Below are 20,645 nucleotides of genomic sequence, written 5' to 3' on the forward strand. Positions count from 1 at the left end.
GGGGGCGCCAGCCGCCCCCTTACGCCTGCTGCAGCTTGCGCGCTTCTTGCCCTGCCAGCTTTAGCAGCTGATCCATGAACGGTTTATCCAGATCATCGCTGCGCACCGCCGCATAAAGACGTCGGGTGATGCCCTGCTCGGTCAATGGCCGCGTGACGTAATCCGAGGAATATTTGACCTCGCGCACCACCCAATCGGGCAGCACTGACACGCCGCGATTGGAAGCGACCAACAACAAGATCACCGCCGTCAACTCGACTTGCCGGATCGCGGCGGGTTCGACCTTGGCGGGGATCAGCAACTGGCTAAACACATCCAGCCGCGTACGTTCCACCGGATAGGTGATCAAAGTCTCCGTCCTGAAATCGGCCGCCTCGACAAAGGGTTTCGCCGCCAGAGGATGCGAACTCGCCGCGACAAACACCGCCTTGTAATCGAACAATTCCACAAATGTGATGCCGGGAAGGTCCTCGGGGTCCGACGACACCACAAGATCAACTTCCTCACGTAGCAGCGCTGGCAAGGCGTCGAACGCCAGACCGGGGCGGATATCGACATCCACATCCGGCCAAGCCTTGCGGAAATGCTCCAAAACCGGAAATAGCCATTCAAAACAAGCGTGGCACTCAATGGCGATATGCATCCGCCCCGTGCTGCCTGCACGCAGACCGGAGAACTCGGCCTGCAAGGCTTCGATCTGCGGCAAAACCTGTTGTGCGAGTTTCAGCAAGCGCTGCCCCGCTGGCGACAGTTTCAGCGGTTTCGAGCGGCGCACGAACAATTCAACGCCCGCCTGATCCTCCAAACCCTTCACCTGATGGCTCAACGCCGACTGGGTAATATTCATCTGTTCGGCGGCCCGCGCCAGCCCGCCCGCCTCATGAATCGCCTGAATGGTCCGAAGATGTCTGAATTCAATATGCATATGAGGTGGAACTCATGTTGAAGATGAAAGTTATGAGTTTGTCTCACATCGCAATCTAGGAGACAAGCAGGACAACCGATGATGAGGAACTTATCCATGACCGCGCCAAATGTCTCTTTCGAAGTCTTCCCGCCCCGCACAGTTGATGCGGCTTTCAAGCTGTGGGATACGGCTCAGGCACTGGCACCGCTGGCCCCGCGCTTCTTTTCGGTCACTTACGGCGCGGGTGGCTCGACCCGCGATATCACCCATGACGCGGCCCACGTGCTGCGCCGCACCTCTGGCCTTCCCGTCGCGGCACATCTTACTTGCGTCGGTGCCAGCCGTACTGAAACACTGGAAGTCGCTGAAAGCTTTGCGGAAATTGGTGTGACAGACATCGTCGCCCTGCGCGGCGATCCAGCCGATGGCGCCGCCACTTTTACCCCACACCCCGACGGCTTTGCCGATAGCTGCGAGCTGATCGAGGCGCTGGCCAAAACTGGCAAGTTTAACATCCGCGTTGGTGCCTACCCCGATCCACATCCGGAATCGACCGACGTTCAAGCCAATGTCGACTGGTTGAAGCGCAAATTTGAAGCCGGTGCGGATGAGGCGATCACGCAGTTCTTCTTCGAGCCAGAGACATTTCTGCGGTTCCGTGATGCCTGCGACAAGGCGGGGATCACCAAGCCGATCACGCCGGGCATTCTGCCGGTTGTGAACTGGACATCTGCGCGCAAATTCGCGAATCGCTGCGGGGCATTCATTCCTGATTGGGTCGATCAAGCCTTTGATGCGGCTCTGCGCGATGGTGACGACCGTCATGATCTGCTCGCTACGGCAATTTGCACCGAATTGTGCAGCGATCTGATGAATGAAGGCGTTGAAAACCTGCATTTCTACACGCTCAACCGCTCTGACCTGACACGCAATGTCTGCCGTGCGCTGGGTGTGCTGCCTAAGGTTGCCCTATCAGACGTCGCGTAAGACCTTGTTCACAGCGGCAATTCTAATACGGTCTCCGGCAGCACCCCTGCCGGAGATTTTTTAATGCCTCGTATCGCCCAAAGCCCGCAAGACCTGCTTACTCCCGCCGAGGCGGTCAAGCTTTCAGGTCTCGAATTCATGCAGCGCATATTGGACGGCACCAACCCCGGCCCGCCGATTGGCGCAACGATGGGTTACGCCTTGCACAGCGTCGATGCAGGCAAAGTGGTGTTTCGCGGGGCACCGTCATTCAAGATGACCAACCCAATGGGAAGCGTGCATGGCGGCTGGTATGGCACGCTTCTCGATAGTGCGATGGCCTGCGCCGTGATGACGCGCGTGCCGCTAGGCTCGGTCTATACGACGTTGGAATACAAAATAAATATCCTGCGCGCGATCCCGCTCGACATGGACATCGACTGCACTGGAGAGATCGATCACGTAGGCCGTTCCACCGGTGTGGCGCATGGCGAAATTCGAGGGGTCGAGGACGGCAAGCTCTATGCGACCGGATCGACAACCTGCCTGATCATGAAGATCGCGTGACCGCGCGGGGCTGATCGCCGCCAGACAGCCTTACGCGCCAGTGGATTGGCCTGTTTGCGCAGGCATCGCCTGAATTCTGCGCAGAAAGCCGGTTTTTGCCGCTGCATTCTGACGCGGGGCCACCGTCTCGTGCATCCGCTCTGACCTGTCGGCGCCGATCACGCGCCGGCGCCGTGTCATGAAAATCTTGCCATAGCCGCGCCATGTCCCTTGCGAGGGCGCATGCGGGTCTTGCACAAACCTGTCTCGCCATCCGCTCGGCAGCGGCAAGCCGACTTCTTCGGCGCAGCCCAGCATCCAGACCAGCGCGATATTGGCCAGCGGGCGGGCGGGTTCAAACCCGCCAAGCTGCCCGCCGATGTCGCCGTGTGTTCCCGCAAACCAGACCTGCTCAAGCCGTCCGGTGAAAGCGTCATCCGAAGACCACATCACCGGCGCATAGGCTTCGCGGGTTTCGTCAATGGCCAAGGCGTGAAATCCGTTTTTGACGATCGTGCTGATATCGTGGTTGTGGAAGGAATGGGCCTGTTCAGAAAGCCGCCATAGCATCGGGGCATTCAAACCCAGCGATTTGACAGTATCCCAGACGCCAATCATCTCGATCTCAATCCGCTGGTGACAATTTGCCATCCGAAACGTCTGCGCCGCATCACTTTCCGAGCCATGCTCGTAGTAGCGGTAGATATCCCGCACGTTCCGCTCGGTCGCAACATCGGCACGCAGCAGGCCCATCAAATCGATCACACCGGCAAGGCTGCGCACCGCATAGGCACCGCGCGAATAGCCCATCAGAAAGATCCGATCGCCGGGCCGGTAACGCGAGGCGAGATAGCCGTAGGCACGCCGGATTTGACGGTTGATGCCCCTGCCTGTCGCGATATCGCGGGCCGAGCGCCACGTGCGCCATTGCAAACCCGGCTCATAGTAGATCGAAAGGGCGCTGCCCATCTCGCGAGCGAGTTTATAGGCGATGCCGGCGTTGGTTTCGCCGCCGGGCTCAAGCGAAGACATGGTGCCGTCCAGAATAACCAGATGCGTAACCGCACCCCGCCGCGGTCCGAAATCAGTCGCGGGTCTGCGCCAGATCCGCCCGAACAGGCGGCCGAGCAGGCTCTTATTCTGCCGCGTGTTTGGCACCGTTCAACAACTCCCATACCCGATGCGGGGTGAATGGCATATCAGCCTGCCGCACCCCATGCTCCCACAACGCGTCCTGCACGGCGTTGGAGATCGCCGCCAAAGCCCCAACGGTGCCCGCCTCACCACAGCCCTTCATGCCCATGATATTTGCCGTCGAGGGCACAGGTTCAGAATGGAAAGCAAAGTTTGGCACATCAGCGGCACGGGGCAGCGAATAATCCATAAACGAGGCCGTCAACAACTGCCCGTCTTCGTCGTAAACCACACGCTCCTGCACCGCTTGGCCGATCCCTTGAACAATCCCGCCATGCACCTGACCTTCGGCCAGCATCGGGTTGATAAGGTTACCAAAATCGTCAACGACCGTGTATGTTTCGGTGGTGACAACACCGGTTGCCGCGTCCACCACAACCTCGGCAATATGACAGCCATTGGGGAAACTACGCCCCGGCAGCGTTGCGCGTTCGTGATGGGTGAGCAAATCATCGCGGCCCTTTTCTCGGGCCATTTCGGCGACTTCTAGCATCGTTGGCGTCGCGTTGGTGCCCTCCACGCGGAACCGCTCATCATCAAAGTTGACGGCGCTGGCTGCCACACCATGCTCTTCGGCCAAAAACGCGCTGAAAACTTCCGTCAGCTTGGCCACCGTTGCCAGTGTTGCCGTGTTTTGTGTTGTGACCGAGCGCGATCCGCCTGTACCGCCGCCTTGGGCGATCAAATCAGAATCGCCCTGCACCACGTTTATCTGGCTTGCCGGAATGCCAGTCTGGTCGCTCAAAAACTGTGCGTAAACAGTCTCATGCCCCTGCCCGTTGCTCTGTGTGCCCACATAGATCGTCACGGTGCCATCCTGTTCAAAGACCACCTTGGCCCCTTCGGAAGGATCGCCCAAAATACTTTCGATATAGTAACAGATCCCCTGCCCGCGCAGCAGGCCGCGTTTGGCATCCGCCGCTTTGCGCACGGCAAAGCCCTTATTGTCGGCCTCCCGGGCGGCACGGGTCAGCAAACGGTCAAACTCGCCCACATCATAGGTTTCGTCAGTGGCGGAGATATAGGGAAACTGGTCAGGCTTGATAAAGTTGATGCGCCGCAATTCCATCGGATCGATACCCAACTCACGCGCGGCGCGGTCCATCAGACGCTCTAACACATAAATCGCCTCAGGGCGGCCAGCGCCGCGGTAGGCATCGGTCTGCACGGTGTTGGTGTAAAACCCCTCCACCCGCAAATAAGTGGTCTGCACATCATAGACGCCCATCAGAACCCGCGAAAACAGCTTGGTCTGGATCGGCTGGCCGAACTGCGAGTTATAGGCCCCAAGGTTGCAGCGGGTATGCACGCGATAGGCGGTGATCTTGTTGTTCGCGTCAAAGGCAAACTCCGCGAGGGAAGTCAGGTCACGCCCGCCATTATCGCTCAACATGCTTTCAGTCCGTTCGGCCATCCAACGCACGGGACGACCCAAGGCACGCGCGGCCTGCGCGACAGAGAAATACTCGGGGTGCGCCATCGCCTTCATGCCGAAACCACCGCCCACATCGGGGTTGGTGACCCGCACATTCTCGGCCTCAAGCCCGAAGGCTTTGACCAAGTTGTCCTTGTGAATCCACACACCCTGCCCGTTGTTGGCGACATGCATCCGCGTGCCGTCCCATTCGGCATAGCAGCCGCGCGGCTCCATCGGATTCACGATCACGCGGTTATCATCTATTTGGAGCGAGACGGTGCGCGCCGCCGTCTCAAAAGCCGCGTCGGTGGCTGCTTCATCTCCCAGCCCCCAATCAAAGGCGCGGTTATCCGGCGCCTCATCATGCAAGGTCTCGCCGCCCGCCATCACATCTACTTTGGCGGGCAAGTCATCGGCCTCGAACATGATCAGCTCGGCGGCATCGCGGGCTTGGTCCAGCGTTTCCGCGACGATCAGCGCGACCGGCTCCCCGACATAGCGGACCTTACCCTTGGCGAGCATCGGGCGCAGCGGCTTGGCTGCGCGGGTACCATCGCGGTTTTCCAACACGGCCCCCGCCATCGAGATATTCACACCAGCGGCTTCAAGGTCGGCGCAGGTCAGCACCAGATGCACGCCTTCAGCCTCGGCGGCGTCGGATACGTCCAACTCTGTGATTACGCCATGGGCGGCAGGCGCGCGAAAGAAAAAGCCGTGCAGGGCATCACGCGGTGCAATATCATCGACATAGCGCCCCTCACCGGTCAGGAACCTCACATCCTCGGTCCGTTTAACCGATTGGCTTTTCCCGAATTTTTCCATGCTGCTCTGCCCTTGCCACGCTTAATCTGTCGAAGCTGACAGTAGCGTTCCGCAAGGTGGTGTCCAGCCCGCGAGGGCTGGAAAGGGCCGTGTGTTCTCAGGAAAGCTCAGAGACCATTTCGATCTGGTGCAGCCCGTAGCCGTTGAACTTGGTGCTCATCGCAATTGAATAGGCGCCCATGCCGCCGAAAAGCACATAGTCGCCCTCCTCCGCATCTTGCGATAACATTAACCCGTCTGGCAAACGGTCGAGCGAATCGCAAGTCGGGCCAAACACGACACGCGGGGTTGCCGTGCTGCGGCGCGGGCCTTTCGGCCCCAGTACCCGCACTGGACCGGGCAGGCCCATATCGCGGATGTCTACCAAGCCGCCATAAATGCCATCATTCAAAAACACAGTCTGACCTGCCGCACGCACGGCTTTGATACGGGCCGCCAATACGCAAGAGGCTGCGACCATCGCCCGACCGGGTTCGCAAAGCAGCTTGGGCCCTGCCGCGCCAAAGGCAGACAGCTTTGCGGCTTTGACGGCATTGAAAACCGCTTCATGATCGGGCGCGCCCAACCCGCGATCTGCGGCGAACCCGCCGCCGATGTTAATGCGTGCCGGCTGCACACCCGCAATCGCCGCAATCCGCGACGCTTCGATCAGATAACTGGCCCAAGCGCGCGGGTCTTCGCACTGGGTACCAGGGTGGAAGCACAGACTGGGGACGAACCCCATCCGCGCCACTTCGCGCAAAAGCACCGCCGCGTTCTGCGGTGTCGCACCAAACTTAGCCCCGAAATCATAGGCCGCGCCCTTGACGGGCAAGGCAAAACGCACGGCGACCTCAGCGCTGCGCGGCACAGCGTCAAGCTTGCGCAGCGCGTCACTGTCGTCCACCGACCAGCTTGCCACTCCAGCCGTGATCCCTGCGGCGATCTCCTCCGTTGAGCGGACCGGATTGTTATAGTGCAGGACCGCCGTCGCATCTGCGGCACGCACAGCAAGCATCTCGGCGGGCGAAGCGACGTCGAATGCAGTGATCCCCGCTGTCACAAGGTTGGAGAGCACTTCGGGCCGGTCATTGGCCTTGACCGCATAAGTCACCAAACCGTCAAACCCGTCGATGAAACTGCGGGCCGTGGCCTGAAGCACCGAAGGCGCAAAATAGAGGACCGGCGCGTCGGGCCGGTGTCGCATCAGGTGGTCGCTGATGGTGCGGTTCATCGGAATGGTATGCTGCATCGTCGCCTCGCATGTTACTTTCTTACAGAAAACGCCAAATACCTGTCGATCTCATCAATCAAAGCGCCCATAATGTCGGAAACTTTAGGCATTTAGGCGATATGACCCTACAAATTGACGAAACTGACCGCCAACTGGTCCAAGCGCTTCAGGCAAATGCGCGTCAGTCAATTGCCGATCTGGCGCGCCATCTGGGCCTAGCGCGCACAACGGTGCAGGCACGGCTGGACCGGTTGGAGCGTAGTGGCGCGATTGTCGGCTATACCGCGATCCTCGGCGCCTCGGCCAAAGCGCCGCTGCGGGCCACCGCATTGGTGAGCATCGAGCCGCGCAGCGCGCCTGCGGTCTTGGCGCGAATGCGGCAGCTCTCGGGCGTGCTGGTGGTGCATACCACCTCGGGGCGCTTTGATTTTCTGATCGAAATCGCCGCACGCACCACGCAAGAGCTGGATGAAACCCTTGACCGGATCGTAGATACACGCGGTGTCAAAAGCTCCGAAAGCCTGATCCACCTCAGCACCAAGCTGGATCGGCGCGGCTGATCCCGCTCCCTTGCTTTTCGTGCTGCCCTTTTCCTTTGCGCGAACCTTCGTTAGATCAGCACCTGACGCAGACAGGATGGATCACCATGGCCCTCGAAAAGACATTTGACGCCGCCGCAGCCGAAAGCCGGCTTTATACCGCTTGGGAAGACGCGGGGGCATTTAAGGCAGGCGCCAACGCCAAGCGCGCCGAGACATTCTCGATCATGATCCCGCCGCCGAACGTGACCGGCGTGCTGCACATGGGCCATGCGTTTAACAACACCCTGCAGGATATCCTGATCCGTTGGCACCGGATGCGCGGCTTTGACACGTTGTGGCAGCCAGGCCAGGACCACGCGGGCATTGCAACCCAGATGGTGGTGGAGCGCAAACTTGCCGCTGAAGGCAAACCGCCACGCCGCGAATGGGACCGCGATGAGTTCACCGCCGAAATCTGGAAGTGGAAGCAGCAGTCCGGCGACACGATCATCGACCAGCTAAAGCGCCTTGGCGCCTCTTGTGACTGGTCGCGCAACGCCTTCACCATGTCCGGCGCGCCAAACGCGCCCGAGGGTGAAGAAGGCAATTTCCACGATGCGGTCATCAAGGTCTTTGTCGAGATGTACAACAAGGGCCTGATCTATCGCGGCAAGCGATTGGTCAACTGGGACCCGCATTTCGAGACTGCGATCTCGGACCTCGAAGTCGAAAGCACCGAAGTTGACGGCCATATGTGGCACTTTAAATACCCGCTCGCGGGGGGAGCGACATATACCTACGTCGAGAAAGACGAAGACGGCAATGTCATCCTCAGCGAAGAGCGCGACTATATCGCCATCGCGACAACACGGCCCGAAACCATGCTGGGCGACGGCGCGGTTGCGGTGCACCCAACAGATGAACGTTACGCCTCAATCGTTGGAAAACTCTGCGAAATTCCGGTTGGCCCGAAAGCACAGCGCCGGTTGATCCCGATCATCACTGACGAATATCCGGACAAGAATTTCGGCTCCGGCGCGGTGAAGATCACTGGCGCGCATGACTTTAACGACTACGGCGTCGCGACCCGCAACAACATCCCGCTTTATGCATTGATGGACACCCGCGGCGCGATGCGCAGCGACGGGCTGCCCTATGATAAGGCTGCCGCCCGCGCCCAAGCCATCGCCGAGGGCCGCGAACCCGCACCGCAAGACGCGACCGAGATCAATCTGGTACCCGACGCCTATCGCGGGCTGGACCGGTTCGAGGCGCGCAAGAAGATCGTCGCGGAAATCACCGCGGAAGGGCTGGCCGTGATGGTCGCAGGTCCGGTCGATGACAGTGGCGACGGCATGTGTTTTGCCACCGACGACGTGCCCTTCGTTGAAAACAAGAAGATCATGCAGCCTTTCGGTGACCGCTCCAAAGTGGTGATCGAGCCGATGCTGACCGATCAGTGGTTCGTCGACACCGCCAAGATCGTCGGCCCCGCCATTGATGCGGTGCGTTCGGGCGAGGTCACGATCCTGCCCGAGCAGGACAAGAAGGTCTATTTCCATTGGCTGGAGAATATCGAGCCTTGGTGTATCTCGCGCCAATTGTGGTGGGGGCACCAGATCCCGGTTTGGTTCGATGACGACGGCAAGGAATATTGCGCCGCGACCGAGGCCGAAGCGCAAGCGATGGCTCCCGGCAAAGTGCTGCGCCGTGACCCCGATGTGCTCGACACCTGGTTCTCCTCCGGCCTTTGGCCAATCGGGACGCTGGGCTGGCCGGAAAACACCGATGCTCTGCAGAAATACTTCCCGACCTCGGTGCTGATCACCGGCTTTGACATCATCTTCTTCTGGGTCGCGCGGATGATGATGATGCAATACGCCGTGGTCGGCGAGCGGCCCTTTGACACCGTCTATGTCCACGCGCTGGTGCGCGACGAGAAGGGCAAGAAGATGTCGAAATCGCTCGGCAATGTGATGGACCCGCTGGAGCTGATCGACGAATACGGCGCCGATGCGGTGCGCTTTACGCTAACCTCGATGGCGGCGATGGGCCGCGACCTGAAGCTCTCGACCGCGCGGATCGCGGGCTATCGCAACTTCGGCACCAAGCTGTGGAACGCGCACCGCTTTGCCGAGATGAATGGCGTCTTTGATGGCACCGCCAGCACCATGCCCGCCCCGCAGGCGACACTGAACAAATGGATTGTCGGTGAGACGGCGCGCATCCGCGAGGATCTGGACAGCGCGCTTGGAAACTACCGCTTCAACGATGCCGCGAACGCGCTTTATGCCTTTGTCTGGGGCAAGGTTTGCGACTGGTATGTCGAGCTCAGCAAGCCGCTGTTGCAAGACGACGCGCCCGAAGCGGAAGAGACGCGCCAGACGATGAAATGGGTCTTGGATCAGTGCCTTATCATGTTGCACCCGATCATGCCGTTCATCACGGAAGAGCTGTGGAAAACCACTGCCAGCCGCGACGCGATGCTGGTGCATGCCGAATGGCCAGCCTATGCGACCGCCGATCTGCTGGATGCTGAAGCCGACCGCGAGATGAACTGGGTGATTGGTTTGATCGAGGCGATCCGCTCGGCCCGCGCGCAGATGCACGTGCCTGCGGGCTTGCAAGTGCCAATGATTGTGACCGAACTGGATGCGGCCGGACAAGCAGCTTGGGACCGCAACGAGACGATGATCAAACGGCTGGCGCGGGTTGAAAGCCTTGAGAAAGCAGATGTTTTCCCCAAGGGCACCGTGTCGATCCCCGCTCCGGGGGCGAGCTTTGGCCTGCCGCTGGCCGGAATTATCGACATTGCCGAAGAGAAATCGCGCTTGCAGAAGTCGCGGGACAAACTGGGCAAGGAGATCGGCGGATTGCAGGGGCGGTTGAACAACCCCAAATTTGCCGCGTCGGCTCCCGAAGAGGTTGTTGCCGAGGCGCAAGCCAATCTGGAGGCGCGGCTAGATGAGGCGGCGCAGCTTGATGCGGCCTTGGCGCGATTGGCCGAGATGGAATAGGCGATATTCGCCCGATAATAACGAGGGGGCTTTGCCCCCTCGTCGGCGCCCATGATATTTTCAGTCGAAGACGGCGGGGCGTTTGCCGAATTCGGCGGCGATAACTTCCATTTGATGCGGTTTGCCAATGAGATCGGCTTGGATGCGGGATTCTGCGTTGAGGACCGTGGTTTGGTCTTCTACTTCAGCCAGTGCGATGAGCTGTTTTGCGGCGCGGATCGCTGAGGGACTTTTGCCTGCAATGGTGGCGGCGAGCGCCATGGCAGTGGCCAGCGGATCGGCGGCGATTTCGGTGATCAGGCCCCAGCGCTCGGCTTGTTCGGCGGGGATCGTCTCGGCTGTGTAGGTCAAGCGGCGCAACACATCGCTGCGCACCAGTCGTGGCAGCAGCACCATACCGCCCATGTCGGGCACAATGCCCCATTTCATTTCCATCACGGCCATTTTGGTATCAGGCGCTGCGATCCGGATGTCTGCGCCGAGTGCGAGTTGCAGCCCCGCACCATAGACCGCGCCGTGCAGCGCCGTGATGACGGGCACGCCGACGCGGGTCCAGACCATCGCGACCTCTTGCCATTGATTGGTGGTGCCTTCGCCGTGAGTGCGGGGCATCAGCAGGTCTGATGGATCCTTGCCGATCATGCCGGACAGGCTGGTGATATCGATGCCAGCGCAGAAGGATTTCCCCTCCCCAGAAAGGACGACAACGCGGGCGTCGGAAGCTGCGACCTCGTTTCCGGCGGCGATGATGGCATCGATCATTTGCTGGTCCACCGCGTTCATTTTGTCAGCGCGGGTGAGGCGGACATGGGCGATGTGGTTTTCGTAGGTGATGGTGAGGCGGGCCATTGCGAAGTCTCCTGCTGGGTTGCTCGTATAACACTGCAAAAGCGCGGGTCAGACCAGTGCTACGTCACGGCAGTTCGGCAGCCAGCGAGGATGCCTCGCCCTACCGCCCCCTCACGCGATGATCTTGACCAAACGGTGTTATCTAGGCTCTTGCCGCAGCGCAGATGTGGTCCTATCACTCCGGCATGACAGAATATCGCCTCACCCCGCTTGCCCAATCCTTACCCGCCACGGTGCCCTTTGTCGGCCCCGAAACGCAGGAGCGTGCGCAGGGGCGCGGCTTTGTTGCGCGGTTGGGCGCGAACGAGAATGTCTTTGGCCCCTCGCCCGCCGCGATCGAGGCTATCGCGCAGGCTGACCACTGGATGTATGGCGATCCGGAGAGTTTTGAGCTGCGCCAAGCTTTGGCCCAGCGACTGGGTGTGTCCATGGAGCATATTGTCGTTGGCGAAGGCATCGACGGGCTGTTGAGCTATCTGGTGCGGTTATTTGTTGGCGATGGCGACGCGGTCGTGACCTCTGACGGGGCTTATCCGACGTTCAACTATCATGTCGCAGGCTTCGGTGGCGTGCTGCACAAAGTGCCCTATAGCGCAGATCACGAAGACCCGCTGGCGCTGTTTGCCAAGGCGGCGGAGGTGGATGCAAAACTGGTCTATCTCGCCAATCCCGACAACCCGATGGGCAGCTGGCATGAAGGCGCTGCACTGACTGCTGCATTGGCGCATTTACCGCAAGGCACGCTGCTGGTGCTGGACGAAGCCTATATCGAGACCGCGCCGGCGGGCACCTCACCAGAAGTGCCACTGGATGATCCGCGCCTGATCCGGCTGCGGACTTTCTCCAAAGCCTACGGTTTGGCGGGGGCGCGGGTCGGCTATGCCATCGGCGCGCCAGAACTGATCACCGCCTTTCATAAAGTGCGCAACCATTTCGGCATGAACCGATCGGCGCAAGCTGGCGCTCTGGCCGCTCTGGGCGACCAGGGCTGGCTGGGCCATGTGCAGCATCAGGTCGCGGATGCGCGTGACCGGATAGCGCAAATTGCGCGCAACAACGGGCTGGTGCCGCTTCCCTCGGCGGCGAATTTCGTGGCGGTCGATTGCGGGCGCGATGGTGCATTTGCCAAAGCTGTGCTGGACGGGTTGCTGGCGCGGGGCATCTTTGTGAGGATGCCATTTGTCGCGCCGCAAAACCGCTGCATCCGGATCAGTTGCGGCACCACAGAACAGCTCGATGCCTTCGCCGCGGCTTTGCCCGCCGCACTCAGCGACGCGATAAAAAGCTGACGACCGAACCGGCAGCACTACATTCAAGCTCGATCGATTTCTGAGAGACCGGATGTTTGGCCCGCACCGCCAAAACGTCGCGCCTGACTATACGCCTGCCTGCATCGCGATGTTTGGCGTTAATCTTGTCTGGATGCTGTTTCTGGTCTGGGCAATCTGGGGATTGATCGCAGCCGGATTGGCCGGCTGGATCGTTCACAAACTTATTGACCGGATCGACGTGAGGACCCGTTAGGCGGTGCCAGAGATGACTTTTGCCGCAGCGTCCAGTGCGCCGGTGCCATGCTCAACGCCAAGCGCGGTCATCCCCGCCTCAAGCCCGCCGAGCAGCCCCATGATCATCTGCCCGTTCACATGCCCCATATGCCCGAGCCGGAAAAAGCCGTCACGGGCCGGATCGGTTGGGGCGGCCATACCTAGACCGATGCCCAAGGTCAGCCCGAGGTTCTTCTCGACCCAATTGCGCAATTCGGTTGCCATCGGGGCCTGAAGCCGCAACGCGGTGACGGCGTGGCTGCGATAAGCGGGGTCGGCGATATTCATCGCAAAACTGCCACGTTGTGACCACGCATCACATGCCGCCCAGACCGCACGGGCCAGTACCGCATGGCGTTGCCAGACCGCCTCGATCCCTTCGGCGTGGATCATATCGAGCGATGCCCGCAGACCGTAGATGTGATGGGTCGGCGCGGTGCCACCGTGATATTGATAGAACTCCTGCGGGTGCGCGCGCGGCGACCAATCCCAATAGCGGCTGACCCGCGCTACCTTTGCGCGCGCGGCCTCGGCCTTGTCGTTGAAAAACACAAAGCCCAAGCCGGGTGGGACCATCAGCCCCTTTTGGCAGGCAGTCACCATGACATCGACGCCCCATGCATCCATCTCGAAGGTGTCACAGCCTAGCGACGCGATGCAATCGGCCATCAGCAGCGCAGGATGTTCCGCCGCATCGAGTACTTTCCGCAGGGAGGCGATATCGTTGCGCACCGAGGTCGAGGTATCAACATGCACGCCAAGTACCGCCTTGATGCTGTGATCGCGATCTTCGCGCAGCCGCTCGGCAATCCGGTCCATGTCCATCGGTGCCGAAAGGCCAAAGTCGAGCACTTCGACATCCGCGCCAAGGCCGGTGGCCATTTCGCCCCAACCGATGCCAAACCGCCCCGTCGCAGGGACCAAGACCTTGTCGCCGACATTCAGGATATTGCTCAGCGCCGCTTCCCATGCCGCGTGACCGTTGCCGATATACATCGCGACATGGTGCTCGGTGCGGGCGACGCGGCGCAGATCGGTCATCAGGGCGGGCATCATGTCGACCAATTCGCCCGAATAGATATTGGGCGCGGCGCGGTGCATCGCGCTCAGCACGGCATCGGGCATCACCGAGGGGCCGGGAATCGCGAGATAGGGCCGGCCCTGTGCCAGAATGGGGGATTGGGTCATGATGTGCCTCTGATCAATGTTTCGTGCACATTATCCAGCCTTGCGCCTGCGTCAACACAGCATCATGCGCCGCCCCGCTTGCCCTGAACCTCCGGTTTCCTTACACCAAATCCAAGCGCTGCCAAAAGGACCATGGCCGACATATGACCGACCAAACCTATACTTCGAAACAGCTGCTAGGCTGGCTGTGGCGCGACTACCTTAAAAAACACGTAGGGCTGATGGCCGTCGCGGTGTTCTTTATGATCATCGAAGGCAGCACGTTGGGCGCGCTCGCGCGGCTGATGGAGCCGATGTTCGACAAGGTGTTTGTCGCGGGCAACGAGGATGCGCTGATCACCGTCGGGCTGGTACTGGTCGGGATTTTCGTGCTGCGGGCAGTAGCGGGCGTCGCGCAGAAAGTCTTGCTGACCCGGATCGCGCAGCGCACGGCGGCGGACATGCGGCTTGACCTGCTCGACCGGATGATGCGGCAGGATGGCGCGTTCCACCAATCGCACCCCCCGGGTTTTCTGATCCAGCGCGTGCAATCGGACGTGAATGCGGTCGGCGATGTCTGGCGGGCCGTAATCACCGGCGCGGGGCGCGATTTCATCGGGCTTATCGTGCTATTGGGTGTTGCGATTTCGATTGACCCCATTTGGGCGCTTCTGGCCTGCGTCGGGGTGCCCGCCATGGTGCTCCCCGCAGCGCTGGCGCAACGATTTGTGCGCGCCCGTTCACGCGAGGCCCGCGATCTGGGTGCCAGTCTGGCCACACGGCTTGACGAAGTGTTCCATGGCATCGTCCAGATCAAGCTCAACGCGCTGGAGGCCTATCAAACCCGCCAATACCGCGATCTGACCCGCATTTTTGTGCGCACCGAGGTCCGCGCCGCCTTTGGCAACTCCGCGCTGCCCGGTATGATCGATATTATGTCGGGCCTCGGGTTCGGGGCCGTTATCCTTTATGGCGGTTCCGAGATTATCTCGGGCGACAAAACCATCGGCGAGTTCATGACCTTTTTCACCGCGATGGGCTTTACCTTCAGCCCGCTGCGCCGCCTTGGCGGGGTCAGTGGCTTGTGGCAGATGGCCGCCGCAGCGCTTGAGCGGATCAAGGATCTCATGGATGCTCCGGTGAAGCTGAAAGATCCCAAGACCCCCGTAACCACGCCCCTCGCCTCGACGGATATCGTCTTGAAGGATATTGAGCTTTCCTACGGCGATGCCAAGGTCCTGGAGGGCTTGAGCCTGACCGCCAAGACCGGCGAAACCACCGCCCTCGTCGGCGCCTCGGGTGCGGGCAAATCGACGATATTTAACCTGCTGACCCGCTTGATCGACCCGCAAGCGGGCGATGTGACCATCGGCGGCATCTCCACCCGTGATTTAACCATCGCCAAACTGCGCGGCTTGTTTTCGGTCGTAACCCAAGAGGCGCTGCTATTTGACGAAACCCTACGCGAGAATATCGTGCTGGGTCGGACTGATGTCACCGAAGCCGAGCTTGACCGGGTGTTGAAAGCCGCCCATGTCGCGGACTTTCTGCCCAACCTTGAGAACGGGCTTGAGACCCGTGTCGGGCCGCGCGGCTCGGCCCTGTCGGGAGGACAACGCCAGCGCGTGGTGATTGCCCGCGCCCTGCTGCGCGACACCCCGATCCTGTTGCTGGACGAGGCCACCAGCGCCTTGGATGCCCAATCGGAGCAGGTGGTGCAGGACGCGCTTGACCGTCTGTCCGAGGGCCGCACCACCATCGTCATCGCCCACCGTCTGGCGACGATCCGCAGCGCCCACAAGATCGTCGTGATGGACCGTGGCCGTGTGATGGATGAAGGCACACATGAGGAATTGCTCGCCCGTGGCGGTATCTATGCCGATCTTTACCGTCTGCAGTTTCAGGACGGCAAGACCGTCACCGACAGCCGTGGCATCCGCGCCCTGCGCGCCAAGGAACGCAGCGAAGCCGCCGCCCAACCAAACCTGTTGCAACGCATTAGCGAAAGACTGTTTGGCTGATGCTTCCTGCTGAACGGCGATTTGAATAGACGCAGACCCGCCGCACAGAACCAATCAAAATAGCGTCGCGCCTTGCGCGTCCGTTGGATCAGCGCTTGCGGTATTTTCGGGCCAGTACGTCGGGCGATGCACCGATGAAATAGCGCGTCAGCAGCCACAGGTTACGCCCGCTGCGCCCGACCCAGCCTTGCTGTCGATACTTTTCTGCCGAGGTCACCGCTACCGCGTCGAGCGCGGTCATCTGTCCGCGCAGCGCCCGCGCCAGCGTGACGTCTTCCATCAAAGGCAGATCGGGATATCCCCCCAACCCGTCGAGCATCTGCGCCGATATCAGCAGACCCTGATCCCCGTAGGGCAACCCCAAGCGGCTGCGCAAATTGGCCCAGCCTGCTACCAGCCGCGCAGGCACGCCGCCGCGATCAAACCTCAGGCGGAACCACGCGGCTTTCGGGGCACCCAAGTGTGCCGCCACAGCTTCGCTCCACCCTGCCCCCAGTACGGTGTCTGCATGCAGCACCAGCAACCAATCGCCCTGCGCCGCCACACAACCGCGCCCGATTTGCGCCCCGCGTGAGGCTGGGCCTTCGACCCACTCGGCGCCCCACGCTTGTGCTATTGCGCCTGTGGCGTCGGTGGACCCGCCGTCACTGATGATCACCTCGCGGATCAAGCCTGCGTCGACCCCCTCCATCAAAGCGGCCAGACAGGCGGGCAGACCAGCTGACGCGTTGAGCGTCGGAATAACCACTGAGACCGGTGCGCGCATGGTTGCCTCTTTTGATGTGCCTTGTGAGGCTATATGTCATGGCCAGATCTGAAAGGACATATTATGACCGATCGCCGCATTCTCAAAGTCTCTGGCGCCGATAGCGAGGAATTCCTGCAAGGCCTCATCACCAACGATATGGCGAAACTGGCGCAGGGGCCGATCTATGCCGCCTTGTTGACGCCGCAGGGCAAGTATCTGGCCGATTTCTTTGTAGTGCCCGCGCCCGATGGCATCCTGATCGATGTCGCTGCCGCGCTGGGTGATATGCTCAAGCAGCGGCTGAGCATGTACAAGCTCCGCGCCAAAGTCGAGATCGCCGACACAGACCTGCATCTGCACCGGGGCACCGGGCCGGTCCCCGAGGACGGCTTTGCAGATCCGCGCACCGATGGCATGGGCTGGCGGGCGCTGCGCGACACGCCGCAGGACAGCACAGCGGATACCACCAATTGGGATGCCTTGCGTGTGGCGCATATCGTACCGGAAACGGGCATCGAACTGACCCCCGATACATTCCCGCTCGAAGTCGGGTTTGAACGGCTCAACGGGGTCGATTTCCGCAAGGGCTGTTATGTCGGGCAAGAGGTCACTGCGCGTATGAAGCACAAGACGACCCTGCGCAAAGGACTGGCGCGCGTTGCAATGGACGGAGAAGCGCCTGTGGGCACCGAGATAACCGCAGAGGGCAAAGCGGCGGGGACTTTACTGACGCAGGCAGGCGACCAAGCCCTCGCCTACCTGCGGTTCGACCGCGCGGCGGGACCGATGCAGGCCGAAACTGCCAAGGTGACGTGGTCGCCCTAAGTATGATCAAGCCCGATAGGGCAGCGAATCTATACGGCATTTTAACGAAAAAGGCCCCGCAGCAACCGCGGGGCCAATTTCGGGTCGAAGTGACGTTACGGAACGTTTAGGCGCGTTCAACGTATTCGAAGGTCTCTGTATTCACGATGATGTCCTCGTCCTGACCGACGAACGGCGGCACCGAGACGCGCACGCCACAATCAAGCAGCGCGGGTTTGAAAGAGTTGGCAGCAGTCTGCCCCTTCACAACCGGCTCGGTCTCGATGATCTTGCAGGTGACTTTTTGCGGCAGTGACGCGTTCAGCGCTTCGTCATTGTGATACTCGACAACGATCATCATGCCGTCTTGCAAAAACGGACGACGGTCGCCCAAAAGCTCGGCAGGAAGCTGGACCTGTTCGTAGGTGTCCGTGTCCATCACCACCAGCATGCCACTGTCTTCATACAGAAATTGCTGATCTTTCTGCTCAAGGCGGATCTTTTCGACCTTATCCGCCGAGCGGAAGCGCTCATTCAATTTGGAGCCGTTGCGCAGGTTGCGCATCTCGACTTGGGCAAAGGCGCCGCCCTTTCCGGGCTTCACGTGATCGACCTTTACCGCTGCCCACAGGCCACCGTTATGCTCCAGCACATTGCCGGGACGAATTTCGTTTCCGTTAATTTTAGGCATTTATGAAACCCACCTGTGTGGTTGATGAAGAGTTGTTGCGCTCTATATCTGGAGGGATGGCCCCCTGCAAGGAGGCGATATCTAGTGCTGCACCTGCAGCAAGTCATGCAACAGTCACATAGGTGCTATGCGATAAAACGGTATCCGAATCGCAGAAGATAGGCCATAAGAGCCTTCACGCCGAAATGACAAGAGCAAGAATAAGAAAGGACGACGAGATGAAAGATTTCGTTGATGGCACCGCCTTCAATAACGAACAAGGCAACCGTGCCCGTAAACTTTTTGCAGCCGTTGTACTGGCTGCCCTCGACGACGCGATCGCCGATGACAAAAAGTATGGCAACGGTCCTGAGCAGATCGCCCGTTGGGCCCGCTCGCGCGATGGTCGCGAAGTGCTTAGCTGTGCTGGCATTGATCCCAACGAGCGTGTTGTAACCGGCCTGATGGATTTTGTCGGCAAAGGTATCCGCACGTCGGTCGCCCTGTCGCGCGAAGAATCCGAGCGTCGCAACGCAGCACTGCAGGCCGAAGCCGCCTGAACCATTACTGCTGCCGAAACAAAAAAAGCGCAGCCCTGGGGGGCTGCGCTTTTTTGTGTCTGACGTCTGGCAATTCCCGAACCACATTTCAGTACCAGCAACTGGCCAAAGCGGCACCTTGGCTCTTTTCCTTGGGCGCAATTTACGCCAGTTTCGCCTCGAACATTTGAGGGGCCACCTGTGACCAAAGCCATTATGATCCAAGGGACTGGCAGCAATGTCGGCAAGTCGATGATCGTGGCGGGTTTGCTGCGGGCCTGTGCACGGCGCGGGCTGCAGGTACGGCCGTTCAAGCCGCAGAATATGTCAAATAACGCTGCTGTAACTGTAAATGGTGGTGAGATCGGCCGCGCGCAGGCACTGCAAGCCCGCGCTGCCGGGGTCGAACCACATACGGATATGAACCCGATACTGCTAAAACCACAATCCGCAACCGGCGCGCAGGTGATCGTGCAAGGACAGGTCGCGGGCCATCAGGAGGCGGCGGCTTTTGGTGCCAATAAGGCCGCCCTGATGCCGGCTGTCCTACAATCTTTCCAGCGGTTGGCAAACGATTGCGATTTGATCATTGTCGAAGGGGCTGGCAGCCCTGCCGAGACCAATCTGCGCACTGGTGACATCGCCAATATGGGTTTTGCCCGCGCCGCTGGCGTGCCGGTAATCTTGATGGGAGATATCGACCGTGGCGGGGTGATCGCCCAGATCGTCGGCACTCAGGCGGTGCTGGAGGAAGACGACAACGCCCTGATCCGTGGTTTTGCGGTAAATAAGTTTCGCGGGGATCGCAGCTTGTTCGACAAGGGCCGCGATGACATCGCGCGCCGTACCGGTTGGCCGTCCCTCGGTGTCATCCCGTGGTTTGACAGCGCGCACCGCCTCCCGGCCGAAGACGTCATGGACCTGCCTGCAAGGTCGCGCTCGGGCGGTTCGGGCTGTGTGATCGCTGTGCCCCGTCTGCCACGGATTGCCAATTTCGACGATCTGGATCCGCTTGCTGCCGAACCCGGGGTTGACCTGAGGATGATTATGCCGGGAACCCCCCTGCCCGCTGAGGCCGATCTGGTGCTCTTGGTGGGAAGCAAAGCGACAATTTCCGACCTTGCGGCGTTTCGCGCGGAGGGCTGGGACATTGATCTGGCGGCGCACGTCAGGCGCGGCGGTCATGTTCTCGGCATCTGCGGCGGGTACCAGATGCTCGGGCGGACGCTGTCTGATCCTGATGGGCTGGAGGGACTGACGGGCATGGTTGAGGGCTTGGGGCATCTGGAGGTCGATACGATCATGGCGCCGTTAAAGCATCTTTCGCTCAAAACCGGCACGCACCCCGCCAGCGGCACTGCGCTTGAGGGCTACGAAATTCACATCGGTGAGACAACGGGCGCTGATTGCGCGGGCGCGTGGCTGAGCTTTGACGGGCTGCGAGAGGGGGCTGCGAGCAGGAATGGCCGCGTATCCGGCTGCTATATGCATGGGATTTTTAGCTCTGACGCCTTTCGCCGTGCTTATCTGGCGGGTTTTGGTGTCGAGTCGGCGCTTTCGTTCGAGGACGGCGTCGAAGATGCTTTGAACGCGCTGGCCGACCACGTTGAGCAGTTCATGGACGTGGATTTTCTGCTGGAGCTTGCGGAGGAAATCTAATTTCGGGCGAGAGCGAAAGACCGGGGGAGTTCCCTCCCCTG

Annotated in this window: 18 protein-coding genes; 10 read left to right on the forward strand and 8 right to left on the reverse strand. The window is 60.5% G+C overall.

What is annotated here, in order from left to right; translation table 11 throughout:
• Nucleotides 1-19 precede the first annotated feature (19 nt).
• Nucleotides 20-925: a LysR family transcriptional regulator gene (locus BM174_RS10930; RefSeq protein WP_093923902.1), complete on the reverse strand. Its 906-nt coding sequence runs from the start codon at nt 923-925 to the stop codon at nt 20-22.
• Nucleotides 926-1,021: 96 nt separating this feature from the next.
• Between BM174_RS10930 and metF the strand changes: the two genes are divergently transcribed.
• On the forward strand, nt 1,022-1,894 hold the full coding sequence (gene metF, locus BM174_RS10935) for a methylenetetrahydrofolate reductase [NAD(P)H] (RefSeq protein WP_093923903.1): 873 nt from the start codon (nt 1,022-1,024) through the stop codon (nt 1,892-1,894).
• 63 nt (nt 1,895-1,957) lie between these two features.
• Nucleotides 1,958-2,440, forward strand: coding sequence for a PaaI family thioesterase (locus BM174_RS10940; protein WP_093923904.1), 483 nt, complete (start codon nt 1,958-1,960; stop codon nt 2,438-2,440).
• A 30-nt stretch (nt 2,441-2,470) separates the two neighbouring features.
• Here BM174_RS10940 and BM174_RS10945 read toward each other — a convergent pair whose 3' ends face one another.
• The 3 genes from BM174_RS10945 to BM174_RS10955 form a co-directional block, all read right to left on the reverse strand.
• Nucleotides 2,471-3,577, reverse strand: coding sequence for a DUF2235 domain-containing protein (locus BM174_RS10945; RefSeq protein ID WP_093923905.1), 1,107 nt, complete (start codon nt 3,575-3,577; stop codon nt 2,471-2,473).
• Nucleotides 3,555-5,852 (reverse strand): xanthine dehydrogenase family protein molybdopterin-binding subunit, encoded by a 2,298-nt coding sequence (locus BM174_RS10950; RefSeq protein WP_093923906.1) that lies wholly within the window; start codon nt 5,850-5,852, stop codon nt 3,555-3,557. The genes BM174_RS10945 and BM174_RS10950 overlap by 23 nt, the downstream gene beginning before the upstream one ends.
• A gap of 97 nt (nt 5,853-5,949) precedes the next feature.
• Nucleotides 5,950-7,083, reverse strand: coding sequence for a type III PLP-dependent enzyme (locus BM174_RS10955; RefSeq protein ID WP_093923907.1), 1,134 nt, complete (start codon nt 7,081-7,083; stop codon nt 5,950-5,952).
• A gap of 101 nt (nt 7,084-7,184) precedes the next feature.
• Between BM174_RS10955 and BM174_RS10960 the strand changes: the two genes are divergently transcribed.
• Together BM174_RS10960 and BM174_RS10965 are read left to right on the forward strand one after the other, a co-directional pair.
• The gene (locus BM174_RS10960; protein WP_093923908.1) at nt 7,185-7,625 is read left to right on the forward strand and encodes an Lrp/AsnC family transcriptional regulator; all 441 of its coding nucleotides are present in this window, start codon (nt 7,185-7,187) and stop codon (nt 7,623-7,625) included.
• Between the two features lie 86 nt (nt 7,626-7,711).
• Nucleotides 7,712-10,603 (forward strand): valine--tRNA ligase, encoded by a 2,892-nt coding sequence (locus BM174_RS10965; RefSeq protein ID WP_093923909.1) that lies wholly within the window; start codon nt 7,712-7,714, stop codon nt 10,601-10,603.
• Between the two features lie 60 nt (nt 10,604-10,663).
• Here the strand turns inward: BM174_RS10965 and BM174_RS10970 are convergent, their stop codons facing one another.
• Nucleotides 10,664-11,452, reverse strand: a complete 789-nt coding sequence (locus BM174_RS10970; RefSeq protein ID WP_093923910.1) for a crotonase/enoyl-CoA hydratase family protein — start codon at nt 11,450-11,452, stop codon at nt 10,664-10,666.
• 185 nt (nt 11,453-11,637) lie between these two features.
• On the opposite strand from BM174_RS10970, the gene BM174_RS10975 reads away from it, so the two are divergent.
• Nucleotides 11,638-12,741: a pyridoxal phosphate-dependent aminotransferase gene (locus BM174_RS10975; RefSeq protein ID WP_093924038.1), complete on the forward strand. Its 1,104-nt coding sequence runs from the start codon at nt 11,638-11,640 to the stop codon at nt 12,739-12,741.
• 52 nt (nt 12,742-12,793) lie between these two features.
• The gene (locus BM174_RS10980) at nt 12,794-12,976 is read left to right on the forward strand and encodes a hypothetical protein (RefSeq protein ID WP_093923911.1); all 183 of its coding nucleotides are present in this window, start codon (nt 12,794-12,796) and stop codon (nt 12,974-12,976) included.
• Here BM174_RS10980 and BM174_RS10985 read toward each other — a convergent pair.
• Nucleotides 12,973-14,184, reverse strand: a complete 1,212-nt coding sequence (locus BM174_RS10985; protein WP_093923912.1) for a pyridoxal-phosphate-dependent aminotransferase family protein — start codon at nt 14,182-14,184, stop codon at nt 12,973-12,975. The two genes, BM174_RS10980 and BM174_RS10985, sit on opposite strands and share 4 nt — an antisense overlap.
• A gap of 143 nt (nt 14,185-14,327) precedes the next feature.
• Between BM174_RS10985 and BM174_RS10990 the strand changes: the two genes are divergently transcribed.
• Complete coding sequence (locus BM174_RS10990; protein ID WP_093923913.1) at nt 14,328-16,184, forward strand: ABC transporter ATP-binding protein; 1,857 nt, start codon at nt 14,328-14,330, stop codon at nt 16,182-16,184.
• Between the two features lie 88 nt (nt 16,185-16,272).
• Here the strand turns inward: BM174_RS10990 and BM174_RS10995 are convergent, their stop codons facing one another.
• Entirely contained in the window at nt 16,273-16,950 is a 678-nt protein-coding gene (locus BM174_RS10995) for a TIGR04283 family arsenosugar biosynthesis glycosyltransferase (protein ID WP_093923914.1), read from the reverse strand.
• A gap of 63 nt (nt 16,951-17,013) precedes the next feature.
• Here BM174_RS10995 and ygfZ point away from each other — a divergent pair, with 63 nt between their 5' ends.
• Nucleotides 17,014-17,757: a CAF17-like 4Fe-4S cluster assembly/insertion protein YgfZ gene (gene ygfZ / locus BM174_RS11000; protein WP_093923915.1), complete on the forward strand. Its 744-nt coding sequence runs from the start codon at nt 17,014-17,016 to the stop codon at nt 17,755-17,757.
• A gap of 106 nt (nt 17,758-17,863) precedes the next feature.
• Here the strand turns inward: ygfZ and efp are convergent, their stop codons facing one another.
• On the reverse strand, nt 17,864-18,427 hold the full coding sequence (gene efp / locus BM174_RS11005) for an elongation factor P (protein WP_093923916.1): 564 nt from the start codon (nt 18,425-18,427) through the stop codon (nt 17,864-17,866).
• A gap of 218 nt (nt 18,428-18,645) precedes the next feature.
• Between efp and BM174_RS11010 the strand changes: the two genes are divergently transcribed.
• Nucleotides 18,646-18,966 carry a DUF6280 family protein gene (locus BM174_RS11010; RefSeq protein WP_093923917.1) on the forward strand — a complete coding sequence of 107 codons (321 nt, stop codon included), beginning with the start codon at nt 18,646-18,648 and terminating at the stop codon, nt 18,964-18,966.
• Nucleotides 18,967-19,146: 180 nt separating this feature from the next.
• Nucleotides 19,147-20,604 carry a cobyric acid synthase gene (locus BM174_RS11015; protein WP_093923918.1) on the forward strand — a complete coding sequence of 486 codons (1,458 nt, stop codon included), beginning with the start codon at nt 19,147-19,149 and terminating at the stop codon, nt 20,602-20,604.
• Nucleotides 20,605-20,645 lie beyond the last annotated feature (41 nt).

The organism is Sulfitobacter brevis, from assembly GCF_900112755.1.
Classification (GTDB): domain Bacteria; phylum Pseudomonadota; class Alphaproteobacteria; order Rhodobacterales; family Rhodobacteraceae; genus Sulfitobacter; species Sulfitobacter brevis.